This window comes from Pseudoalteromonas agarivorans (assembly GCF_024518735.1).
GTDB classification, from domain to species: Bacteria; Pseudomonadota; Gammaproteobacteria; order Enterobacterales; family Alteromonadaceae; genus Pseudoalteromonas; species Pseudoalteromonas atlantica.
Map to the genome: position 1 here is coordinate 41815 of NZ_JANIGJ010000014.1, position 12854 is coordinate 54668.

10 protein-coding genes are annotated in these 12854 nt (G+C 35.2%); all 10 read right to left on the bottom strand.

All coding sequences use genetic code 11. The features are described 5' to 3' along the window. Positions 1 to 57 precede the first annotated feature (57 nt). A complete protein-coding gene (locus NQT65_RS18645; protein ID WP_164521606.1) occupies positions 58 to 903 on the bottom strand; it encodes a glycosyltransferase in 846 nt (281 codons plus the stop codon). Between the two features lie 328 nt (positions 904 to 1231). After that, complete coding sequence (locus NQT65_RS18650; RefSeq protein WP_126005757.1) at positions 1232 to 3166, bottom strand: polysaccharide biosynthesis protein; 1935 nt, start codon at positions 3164 to 3166, stop codon at positions 1232 to 1234. Between the two features lie 163 nt (positions 3167 to 3329). Further along, on the bottom strand, positions 3330 to 3878 hold the full coding sequence (locus tag NQT65_RS18655) for a sugar transferase (protein WP_126005755.1): 549 nt from the start codon (positions 3876 to 3878) through the stop codon (positions 3330 to 3332). Continuing rightward, positions 3871 to 4782 carry an NAD-dependent epimerase/dehydratase family protein gene (locus NQT65_RS18660; RefSeq protein WP_256851763.1) on the bottom strand — a complete coding sequence of 304 codons (912 nt, stop codon included), beginning with the start codon at positions 4780 to 4782 and terminating at the stop codon, positions 3871 to 3873. Before NQT65_RS18660 ends, NQT65_RS18655 begins: the two co-directional genes overlap by 8 nt. Before the next feature lie 31 nt (positions 4783 to 4813). After that, positions 4814 to 5629 carry a glycosyltransferase gene (locus tag NQT65_RS18665; RefSeq protein ID WP_126005751.1) on the bottom strand — a complete coding sequence of 272 codons (816 nt, stop codon included), beginning with the start codon at positions 5627 to 5629 and terminating at the stop codon, positions 4814 to 4816. Positions 5630 to 5685: 56 nt separating this feature from the next. Further along, a complete protein-coding gene (locus NQT65_RS18670; protein ID WP_256851764.1) occupies positions 5686 to 6894 on the bottom strand; it encodes a capsular polysaccharide export protein, LipB/KpsS family in 1209 nt (402 codons plus the stop codon). Positions 6895 to 6905: 11 nt separating this feature from the next. After that, positions 6906 to 7988, bottom strand: a complete 1083-nt coding sequence (locus NQT65_RS18675) for a hypothetical protein (protein ID WP_256851765.1) — start codon at positions 7986 to 7988, stop codon at positions 6906 to 6908. Between the two features lie 160 nt (positions 7989 to 8148). Then, entirely contained in the window at positions 8149 to 9000 is an 852-nt protein-coding gene (locus NQT65_RS18680; RefSeq protein WP_256851766.1) for a glycosyltransferase family 2 protein, read from the bottom strand. 81 nt (positions 9001 to 9081) lie between these two features. Continuing rightward, positions 9082 to 10035, bottom strand: coding sequence for a Wzz/FepE/Etk N-terminal domain-containing protein (locus tag NQT65_RS18685; RefSeq protein WP_126005743.1), 954 nt, complete (start codon positions 10033 to 10035; stop codon positions 9082 to 9084). A gap of 57 nt (positions 10036 to 10092) precedes the next feature. Beyond that, entirely contained in the window at positions 10093 to 12771 is a 2679-nt protein-coding gene (locus tag NQT65_RS18690; protein ID WP_420875628.1) for an SLBB domain-containing protein, read from the bottom strand. Positions 12772 to 12854 lie beyond the last annotated feature (83 nt).

Here is a 12854-nt window from a genome sequence, read left to right on the forward strand (position 1 = left end):
TTATTCTCTTAATTTAATATTGAAGTAGTCTGCAGCTATAAGCTTAGGAAGGAGTTACTATTGAACTTTTTTATCTAGAATTTTATTTATTAAGAAGCTAATTCTATTGTCCCAGCAATTGTTCTCTGCATATTGTATTCTTTGAATATTTTTAGATGAGGTATTTTCAGCTAGCTGACTTTTTATTGACTCAATAAACTCATCATGAGTCTTTGCAATACCCATAAATTCTTTTGCCTTCTCATCAATATCACAATCAACAGAAACAACAGGTAAGCCGTAAGAGTAATATTCAGTAATTTTTAATGGATTTCTAAACTTATTAAAGGAATTATTCTTATATGGGCATATGCCTATAGAAAATTTTTTTATCTCTCCACCCAAAAGCTCATATTTCATGTAACCTAAAAGCTCAATATTCGCACACTCATTTAATGCTTCAAAAGCATCTTTGGAATAACCACCGATGAGTCTAATAGAATAGTCTTCAAAAGCTTTAGATATTTTTTTGACTAACTCAACATCAAAACTGTTATCTAATTGCCCAATAAACCCAATGACCTTACTGACATTTGGTTTCTTTAGTTTATCAACATCACTAGGAATTAATTGTCTTGAAATTGCATTGGGATAGTAATGAACACTATTTGGCTTAACGCATTTGTAAACTTCAAAAAGCCTGGAGCTGGACACCAAAGTTAAGAAACTGTTTTTAATGCAGTTATTTAATACCTCATCAAAGTGTTTGTTCGCACTGTATGTGTAACTTTTATCGTCTTTGTAATTATCATAATGTAAATAAATATAGGGGGCTAAATTTTTCAAATAGAGGTATTGGTTTGGCTTATAAAACCAGCTTAATACTTTTGAACTACCAAAATAACGACGCTGCGAAATACTCACCTGTAAACTTATAGGCAAAGTTACAAATAAGTACATGAGCAATTTAGACTTTAAAGCCCATTTCATTGGTATAAATATGTATAAATTAAGTATGTGAAGTTTGCTATTTACTGCTGTGCTGCTCCTTTTTCGAGAAAATAGCCTGCGAAACCCATTCAAAAAAGATTCTGGTGGCCTATAATATATAACACTTCCCTTTCCAGTATTTACTACTGATTCAATCTCTCTTCTTCTATGAAAAGATTCAAAATCACTTGCTATCGAAAAAATAATAAAATTAAAAATTTTTGTTCCACCCTAAAAACAGTTTTAAATAATAACACTATTACTAGTTACCATTTACACTTGGTAACACGCTCACATTATTACTACTGCCGCTTATAGCTCTCCAATTTAGATCACATATGCCATCTGTTGGACTAAACGCTGTAGGAGCTTGTAAGAGCAACTTACGAATTAATGGGTGGTCAGAGTCGTCACAAGCTATTTTAAGCTTTCCTAAAAACGGCTCAAGCTCTTGCCATGGCATTTTAATCTCATGAGCACTCAATATTCTTGGATGTTCTGTACCAGTTACATTATCCCCAATGAGTAACTCTTCAAACAGTTTTTCTCCTGGGCGAAGCCCTGTACACTTAATCTCAATATCCCCGTTAGGACGTTTCTTGTGTTTAACTTCTAGGCCTGAAAGATGAACCATTTTTATTGCTAAATCCTTTATTTTAACTGGTTCGCCCATGTCTAGTACAAATACGTCGCCTCCCACTCCCATAGCTCCTGCTTGTATTACTAGCTGTGCAGCTTCAGGAATAGTCATAAAATAACGCGTGATATCTTGGTGGGTTAACGTGATTGGTCCACCTGCTTTAATTTGCTTTCTAAAAAGTGGTACTACGGAGCCTGAAGAACCTAAAACATTACCAAAACGAACCATTGTAAAACGCGTACTGCTTTGCTCATCGGAAAGTGCTTGCAGTACTAATTCGGCCATTCGTTTTGTAGTGCCCATAATATTGGTTGGGCGCACTGCTTTATCGGTTGAGATAAGAACAAACGTGTCTACCTTTGCATTTATTGCTGCAGTAGCAACGTTGTAAGTACCGTAAATATTATTGCGAACACCTTCAACCACATTATGTTCTACTAACGGCACATGTTTATATGCTGCTGCATGATAAACGGTTTGAACGTTAAAGGTTGAGAATGTTGATTGAACCAACTTTTTATTTTGTATCGAGCCTAGAATAGGCAGTACTTCTATACTTAAGTTATTAGAATTACAGTACTCAGATAGCTCTTTTTCTATTGCATATAAAGCAAATTCGGATAGTTCAAAGAGCACTATTTTTGTAGGATTGTTTTTAATTATTTGCCTACATAGCTCCGATCCTATAGATCCCCCTGCCCCTGTAACCATAACAGCTTTATTAGTAATATTTGCTGACATCAGATCACCTCTAGGCATCACGGAATCACGTCCTAGCAAGTCATCAATTTCTACGTCTTTTACTTCGTCAAGGTTATTTGTACCCGATACAATGTCTGCCATACCCGGGATTGTCATAACTTGTAGTTTAAACTTTTCAATTGCATTTAATATTTCTTTTCGACGGCTACGAGAAACGCTGGGCAAAGCAAGTAGAATTTTATTAGCTGACTTTTGCTCTGCGATATCGGCAATTTGTGAAGGGGCATGCACACACACACCCTGAATTAATGCTAAATGCTTTTTAGGATCGTCATCAATAAACGCAACAGGTGAGTACTCAGGACCATTAGCTAAGGCAGTCGCAAGTTGGCGGCCAGCTGAACCCGCTCCATATATTATCACCCCTTCTTTACGACGCATTGTTATTTGCCCAACAACTGCACGAACAGTAAGTCTTGCTCCGCCTACAAATAAAATACAAAAGCTAGCGTATATAAAGGGAACTGTACGAGGAACAGGTGCACTCAAAAAGAAAGACAAAATGGTCAAGTAAACGGTAGAAAGTACAACACCAGCAATAATGGCCCACATAGCTTGAGTGTTCATGTAACGAAGCACAGCCCTATACAGTCCAAGTTTTACAAAGCTAAGTAAGCTTAGCGGTAGTACTGTTGCCAGCAGTATCCATGTGTGTGTATTTTTCAAAACAGCGGTGCTATCAAGCCTAAGTAAAAAGGCAAGCCAAAAAGCAACAATAATAAAAATGCTATCTACAACAAGTGATACAACTCTTTTCTGGGGGCGAGGCAAGTTAACTAAAAATTTTAAAAACACAATACATTTCCCTGAAGCTAGCAGCGGTACTGCTATTCTATTGGTTACAATTTTACTACAAGATGAACAGCTATTGCACTTAATAGTTAAAGACTATAAGTAAAATATTATATAGTCTTTATGTATTTGGTTACTTTTTGTAAATTTGTGTATGAGAGTTTAGCTATTTTACTCTATCGCCACTGCCGCTACCTGCGACGGTTTGTAGTATATAAGTAAAGTAACCTTTTAGGTTAAGTGTGGCGATCATTCTAGCATCGGTTTCAGCTAGCAGCTGTGGAGTAGACATGTCTATTTCATTGACTTGTGCCAACCCTGTGATACCAGGGCGAACATCGTAGATACCTTTAGCATCGCGAGCTTGAGTCAGCTCTTCTTGGTTAAATAACCCTGGGCGTGGACCAACTAAGCTCATTTCACCTTTGAGTACGTTCCAAAGCTGTGGTAGCTCATCTAATTTTGTTTTACGTAAAAAGCCACCAAATGGTGTGATAGATGCTGTACTTGCTAAATGGCTTGCTACCGAGGCTGTATCTACGCTCATTGTTCTGAACTTTACTAAGGTAAACGGTTTTTTATTTCGACCCACACGCTCTTGCATAAACAAAGGTGAGCCGGTATCAAAGAGCCCTATTAAATACAATATAATTAAAAAAGGCATTGTAATAATTAAGCCAAAAAGCGCTAAGAATAAGTCAAGTATCCTAATCATGTTTTTCTCTAGTTAATTGGCGCATTGCTGCATCCATTGTAAATACGGGCTCCCAACCTAGTAATTCATGCATATTACTCGAATCGACTTCTAGATTCTCAAACAACTGCTTATTTAAAGATTGTTTTCCTAATAGCTTAAATGCAAATTTCATTAAGAAAATAGGGATAGGTAACTGAAATATAGTTTTATTTAATCCAGCAGCAATAGAGTTTGTAAACTCTTTCGTTGAGACCTGCTGATTATCGGAAGCTAAAAATATTTGCCCTGGCGCATTTTCATGTTTTAAACATAAAAATATAAAGTCGACCAAGTTATGTACAGCTATAAAACTGCGTTTATTTTTTACTAATCCAAAAGGTAATATAGCAAATTTCATGATTGTTTTTAACAGTAACTTAAAGCTACCAGGGGCCTCTTTGCCATACACCATTACAGGTCTAATAATCACGACTTCCAAGCCTGTATTAGACGCTATTTTTTGCAATTCTATTTCAGCGTTATACTTCGATATAGCATAATCATTATGCGGGTTTACTTGATCATAAGGCTTGAAAGCCGCCTCACTAGAGGTAACACCATTAACACCTATAGTGCTAACAAAAATAAAACGTTTTATATTTGCTTTAACAGCTTCATTGGCTAGATAAGACACAAGTTTAGTATTGTATAAAGTATATGATTCTGGAGTTGTATCGCTTGAATGAGCTACACCAGCTAAATGAACAAACGACTCACACCCAACTAAGTCCTCAGCTTTAACGTTAAATAAGTCATCATATTTAATGTAATTACTTAATTTTATGCTTTTTCTGGTTAATGCCAACAGTTCAATGTCACTTGGGCATCCTGTAAGCAGTTCTTTACCAATAAAGCCAGTTGCGCCTGTAATTGCTACTTTCATATTAAATCTCTATTTTTAATAACTTTATTCGCTAGTTTGCTCTGCGAGAAAAAAGATATACTAAGTAAAGTAATTTTTGCGGTAATAAACGAGGTAATGATCTGACTATAAAATAAAAATACGATTTTAATGCATACTGGGGAAATAACCTCGCTTTCTGCTTAGCAAGCTTAGCCTCGTAGGTTATATATTTAAAGCCAGTGCGACGAGACATCATTTCCTTGCCTGCGCGTGCCTTTACTAGTGTCTGCTGTATGTTATAACCTTCGTAACCACTACTAAGTAGGCGTAGCCATAAGTACCAATCTTCCATTGACATCATATGTTTATAACTACCTACAGACATAACTGCACTTTTTTTAAACATCACACTTATATGGTTAAATGGGTTTCGTGAAATGCAGTTTTTAATAATATCATCATTGAACTCCTTTACATTACGAGTCGCTATATAGTTTGTGCTTTCACACTCAATTTCATCAATAAATGATCCACAAAATGTAATTGATGGCTTGTCTTTAAATATAGCTAGTTGCTTCTCAAAACGTTCTGGTAAACATAAGTCATCAGTGTCCATTCTGGCCACAAGTTCGTATGAGCATGCCTTCAATCCCTCGTTTAAAGCATTCCCAAGACCTACATTTACTTGCAGAGGCACTAATACCATATTAAGTAAAGGCTGCCATTTATTTATGACTTCCATTAAGCTTTCCTTAATAGGGCCATCGAGGACAAGTACTACCTCAGACGCCTTCATGGTTTGGCTATATAAGCTTTCAAAGCATGCATGTAAATATGTAGGGTTTTCTTTATCGTATATCGACATTAAAACCGAAAAATCATTCATTCATCTATCCTATAAACACACAGTTACCTAAATTCACAATGGCCTTTCTGAGGGTTTTACTTACTTGCTAATAAAAGCAGTTTATTAAATTCTTTTTCACTTATTAATTCATCTGAAAAATAGTCAAAATCTATCAAGTAGTTATGTATATAGCTAAGTACTCTCGAAAAATTGAAATCGCTATAAATTGCTCGTCCGTAAACTTTTAACTCTTTATTATAAATAAGTGCTTCTAGGCCAATGGTAGAGTTTATAGTCACAACTACTTTTGCATTTTTTATTAGCTCTGTCGTATTAGAGTTAACTATTAAAAAGTTATATTTATTCTTAAGCGATATATAATCTTTTAAGATTTCTGGATCTGTTTCCGCAGGATGAATTTTCACATATAGCTTACAGTCACGCTCTTTGGCTAATAACACTGCTTTTTCTATAGCTTGCTGATTATTTATATCGCTGTTTAGAATCAGCTGAGAGTCGTACCTCACTTGAGTAGGAAAGAATATATAATCGGCACTCAACTCTCCTGTGTCATAGACAAGATCAGCACTTGATTTAGATTTAAATAATTTCAGTACAGTCGAAATTTTTTTAAATAGCGAAACCTGATCTTCTTCTCTTATGCCTTTGCCAAGTAAACTACTAAAGTAGTCTAATACATAAGCCTTAATAAATTTAGGTTCTAACTTTCCTTGCGGAATAGGATTATTTTTGTACTCTTCATAAACATTTACCCATTGGCGGTGCTTATCAGGGTTGATTGGAGGAAACGCATCCAATTTTTCCGCATTAAAAAATAAGCTTGATTTCGCATTTACACCTAACCTATCAAATATAACTTTTCCTGGTAGATTACTAATTTCACAAAATAATGTTTTTACATTTTCTTTGGAAAAATGCTCTATAAATGCTTTTTGTGACGCTGAATTACCATTAAATACAATAGCCACTTCGATATCATTATAATTAAATTGAGTATGCTCCAGTTGAGCAGTAATCATTTGGTAAACAGATTTTGCATGCTCTAAAGATTGGCTGCCTCGATAAACAAAGGTCAGATTTGAGAAATCACTTTCATCTAATACATTAGGATCATTTAGGTATTTCGAGTGAGTATGAAATAATACAACTTCAAAGTCTCTCTTTAAAAATTGGTAAACCGAATATTTGGTAGTAAAAAAGAGAAAGCGTTTATTATTTACTCCCTTAGCTAACCGATAAAAAAAAGTAGCTCTGTCAAAGTTATCAATATAAACAACTATCATTTTAGATCCTATTATAACCTTCCAACTGGAGGTGGGGCTTTATCATATTCTTCATATAACAGTTCATACATATTGTTCGAAAGCGATTCTTGCGTTGTTGATTTAAGAGCAAGCACACCAAATACAATGATATTTTGTGGCAATAAAAATATTATAAAAACCATTGAATATATAAAAAAACGATTGATGAAGATTTTTAAATTTTCTGTAGCCAGTATCACTACTGGTAAAAAGAAAAACATACCAAAGTAAATATACCGTTCAGCTAATGTTCTAGAAAATATTGCTAAAAGTATAATTGGAAACATATACAGACTTACATTGTATAGCATTTTTATTGCATATTCTTTTTTATCATTCAGCTTAGCTGTACCATACACGAACTTAAATTTTTTGATATAAACCTGTCTAATTCTATAAATAGAAAAAGCGAATACGATTAATTTAATTAATGCAATTAAAATAAATTCGAAATCACGCCGTTCTATATACTCGCTCCATGGACCAGTAAGAAAGGTGATTAGCTTTCTTTGTATATGATCTAAAAAAGGTAAAACCCCAGCCAAAGGTATAAATAAGAAGCCAATAATCCCTAATAGAAGTAAAATAGTAAACATTGTTTTATATTTATAAAAGTGGTTTTTAAACAAAAACACTGGTATGTACATTATCGAGTAAAGCACTGCAGCAGGGTGTATTAAAGGAGCCATGATTACAAAAATAAAAGCAGCCTTATTTCTTTGAGTACACAATAAGTATAAAGCTATGTAAGAAAATGAAAAAGAGAGCATTGACTCAAAATTACCAATTGCGGTACTCGGTAAACTTATAAATGTAATTAAAAAAAAGAATAACAATTTCTTGCTGCTAGTAAATGAAAACAAAATAGCAAATTTCAAGCTAACAACAAGTGCTATAAAGTAGTTTAAACACAGTGAAAGCCCCGTATAAAATTGAGGTCCCATTTCGAAAAACTTCAATATATTAAATATACTATAACGATATAGCTTCCCTGTTGCGAGGATGTGTATATCGGGTTTATAAAATGATAAATAGTAACGTGAATAATCACCTATATATGAAACAGGATCCATCGCCATTCCAAAAAAGATAAAAAATAGTGAAAACAAAAAAACTATCAAAGTATAGTTTTTTTTATTTAAAAAAAACGGCACTACGCATGAAAGTAATATAAATGAAAATACTGGATAAAAAAAACTACTAACTAAAAAAAGTAGATATAATAAAAAGCTTTTAGTATTTAAATTTAACATATATGCCTGCAATGAAAAGCAAGATACTTTCGTACCACGTATATGAAATATTATTTTTGATTAAGTCCTTTTTTTTACACTTACTCAAAAGGTAAACTTTATTTTTCATTAAATATAAACACTCTGAATACGAAAGATTATATTTACTATTTATATACTCTTCTAACAAATAAAAAGCTTTTAACCCTTTAATATGTTGCTTTACACTTTTTAAATCTGTTATCTGTCCTTCTCCGTGATCTTTATTCCACAAAGCTACAGTATGCTCATAATATTTAGTTTTTTTAGTTTTTATAAGCTCCATATGTAGCTGAGTATCTTGATACTTAGGGAGAGTCTCTAAAAACATGATATCGTCGAAAGCTTTTTTCTGAATTAATGAGCCGTTGGTATGTAGTCCTCCAATAGCATGAAAACTTTCGATGTATGTATTGTCCACAAGGTGTTTAGGCTTATTACCACTACCTTCAACATGTCCAAACACAGCAACTAAATTAGGCTGTGCTAATAATTTAGCAAGTAAGAATTCGATTTTATCTGCAAGGTAGTGATCATCATCATCAAGAAATGCAATATATTGACCTTTAGCTAATTTAGCACCTTTATTCCGAGAAGCTCCTCCTCCTAATCTTTTTTCATTTCTGGAAATATGTATAGGGGTTTTGGAAGCTAGATTGTCTAATTTAACAGGGGCGTCTGAGCAGTCATCTATTACTATAATTTCAATGTTTTTATATGTTTGCTGACATACTGAATCGATAGCGCGTCTAAGCATTGTAGTCCTGTTTAACGTTGGGATTACTACACTTACTAATGGTTCATTGGTACTCATCATCATGCCTTTGAGTTACATATAAAAAGAGCTAGAACTTAAAAAAGCTCTAACTCGTATGAAGCTTAAAACTTTTTAGGCTTATTTTTGTTTGAGAAAAAAACGTATTATTAAAAAGAAAAAACTTAGGATAAACCCCAACAAAGTACCAGCGATACAAATTATTGCTCTTCTAGGTTTGAACTTTTCTTCAGGGATAACCGCAGGATCTATCGTTTTAAATGCATATTCATCACGTACGTTAGCAAACATAATTGTCTTTGTTTGTTCTTCTACTAACTTGTATAAAACACTTCGAATATCTGAAACTCTTGTTTTTTCTAATTGCTCTGTTAGAAATTCAGTACTTTTAACCGCTTCTGTAACATCTCGCTGTTTAACCTCAGAGTTTATATCTTCAACTAACCAATTGACCCACTGTTGAGCTACAAATGGGGAGATGTGCTCTACTGAGAGCGTAATAGTCCCACTCTCTGGATCTGAGTTTGTACTGACTATTTTAGAAAAAACTTTATAAGCTTCCTGCATCGAGGGCTCTGCATTTCTAGGGGCTTTAACTTTTCTTAACCACTTATTTTCGGAAACAGCATAAATTTCTTCATTATATGACAGCTCACCACTGTCAACACTCCAGCTTTTAGCCGCCATCAAATCGGGTAATATTGAATGCTTCTCTATAAAGCTACTTGTAAACTTTCGCGATTGTAGAATTTCAAGCGCGAGTTGAGTTTTATCAGCTCCGCCACTGCCAAGGTCAACACCTGCTATCCCAGCTAAACCACCAAACTGACTTGCTAAGCCAGCTAAACCATTTGACTGTTTAGACTCAGCAGGAATAAGTACAGCCTCTGCTTTATAAATATTTGGTAAATTAATAGCGTAAAAAACAGACAACACTGCAAAAATACTCGATACAATAATTATAAGTAACTTTCCACGCCATATGCTGGCGATTAAATCACGAATATCTAATTCATCATCTTGGTTATATGAAACTCCTGTTTCATATTCACCCTTTATATTATGTTTAGTCATTACTTAATTTTCACTTAAATTATTCAAATTAGATAAACAGATTTAAAACACCATTTCCTATATGCTGCTGATTGCGGCTACTGCTACACCTAATTGGTAAAGTATTTGAGTTGCAGTACTCCATAAAGTCAGCTTGTCCATATGATCTGCGTTCATAGGTATGACGATTGTATCACCAGCCTCTAACTGTTCTGAATTATTAGCAGCAAACCAGCCGCCTGTGTTTGGTATTTTTACTGAGCCATTTGCTTTAATTATGTAAATACTGTCTTCATCAGCGCGATCTTTAAGACCACCACTTAAATCAATGTATTCATCAACACTTATACCTGCTTTGTATAAATGAGAGGTAGAGTAATTAACTTCACCTATTACGCTAATCGAGTCACGCTTGCTTGGCACATATAAAACATCTCCGTCTTGAAGCACTAAGTTTTGTTTGTTTTCAACAATAAGTGGTAAGTCGATAACTAAACGCCCTACCGCTTCAACACTCGCTAAGTCATTTAATAACTTATTCATTTCATCATAAGAAAGTGAATTACTACTTACTGAGTTTTGAAAGCTCTTTGATGCAATATCACGACGTAACTCGGTTGATAAGCGAGCTAGCTGTTGTTGTTCTTGTTCTTTAATTGAGGCACGGGTGAATACAGCTGCTTTTTGTTCTGCAAACTCAGAGAAGCCGCCTGCACGCTCAAGTAACTCAGTTAGTGTTTCGCCGCGGCGAATTGTGTATGTACCAGGAAATCTTAGCTCACCTTTAAGCTCTACTTTTACGTTTTCTTGCCAATTTGGGATAGCGAATACGTTAATGCTGTCTTTACTTTGCAATGTAATGTTGCTTTGTAAATCACCACGCATTGCACTTTCAAGGTCTAAACGTAAGTGTTCTATTTTAGACGCGTCACTTGCAACAATACGCGTAATCTCAGCTTGTTTTACGTAGGCAGATTCTAGCAAGCCACCTGCTGCGGTTACTAAATCACGTACATCACCGCCTACCATTAACGGGTAAACACCTGGGAATGTAACGTTGCCGCTAATTTCTACTAGCTGCATAGCCTGCTCAACTGAGGCTTGCTGCTTAAATTTGGCAATAATGGGGGCTAAAAGGTTATGGCGGCTAAATAAAGCGTAATCTTCAGGCTTTAACTCAAGCTCGGCTTCTTCTTTTGCTTTACGTTTTGAAATTTCGGCTATTGTGAGGGCTTTATTTTCTTCAAAAATAAACTCTTCTACTTCTTGGTTTATACCGATGTATTTTTCAAACTCTTTTTGCTGATATGTATGCCATTGCTCAGCTTTAAGCTGTTGTTCTTGTTGCTCTTGGCTCAACGCCATATTAGCAAGTGCTGATTTTTCAGCTTCTTTTTCTTCAAAACGGCTAAATACTATGATTTTGTCATTAGCTTTTAATGCTAAATTGTTCTCAGGGTTTTTAATAATGGCTTGTGCTACATCAAATTGGTGCGCTTCTATATCACCATTTATGTTAATTTCGCGAATAACTAGGCCGTAGCTTAAATCTGCTTGTGGCAACAAATCGCCACGTACTGATTTTAAAACATCTGAAATACGTTTACCTTGATACCATTGATAATTCCCTGGTCGCGCTACAGCACCAATTAAGCTAATAGAGTTTTGGTATTGTGAGCTTACAGAATTAAAGCGTACACGGTCGCCATCTTGCGGGATGTAGTTAATTTGTGGCTTAGTAAAGTCTACTGATAGCACTTCTTTGCGATCAAAATTGAAACGCTCTACCACTGCATTTTTAGCATAAGCACCCGGTTTTAGGCCCCCTGCCATAGTGAGTAACTGCTTAGCTGTTTCGCCTTTTTTAAGTTCAAATATTGCAGGGCGTTTAACTAAGCCATCTACAGTAACTTGGGCACCTACTGGTGGTACAAAAACGACATCGCCAGGCTTTAGTACTATATCGTTGCTGCTATCGCCATTGATTAGTAAATCGTAAAGGTCGAAATTAGCTACTGTTTTACCAGCGCGTTTTACTTGTATGTTACGCAGTGAAGCAATTTCAGACACACCACCACTTACAAACAAAGCATGTGATACGGTTGTTAAAGACGATACGCTGTAGCTGCCTGGTTTGTAGGCCTCACCTAATACAAGTATGCGCATACTTCGCAGTTGGCCCAGTGAAACAAAGGCTTTTACACCGATTACTTCTTGCTCAACTTTTACTTTTATTAGCTCTTTAATTTCGGCAAATGTTAAGCCTGCTACTTCTACAGGGCTTAAATCGGGAATGCTAATACGCCCTTCACGGTCAACAGTTACATCAAAACTATCGCTTTCTTTACCGTAAAAGTTAATTTTTAGTTGATCCCCTGGACCTACTATATAAGTGTCAGGTACGGCTGCATTTTCACTTGGCATAAATGTGGTGGGTTCACCGGCAAAAAGCTCGTAGCCGTAAGGCTTTAATTCTTCTGTTTTTGGCTTAAAACGCTCTTCGTCAGTTAAGTCTTCTTGTTCTTTTTCTGGGCGTTCGCCGATAGTTGACTGCTGCTCATTAGAGTTTTCGTCATTTGATTGATTAGCGCCGGTGATCGTAGAAATATCTACACCGTATTGTTTTGCTAGGGCTTCTTGCTGGGCTTTTGGCAATTTTTTAAATTGCTCAATTTGTGAGGCCGTTGGCGTAAAAGCCATGGTACTAAAACTACAAAGTAGAATAAAAGCACTAAAAAATTGTGTAAAAACTTTCACGAGTAGGTATATCCCTAGGTCTACAACCAAAATTGGTGGCTATAATACATTAAATCTAAACAAATAAAAAAGGGACTTTCGTC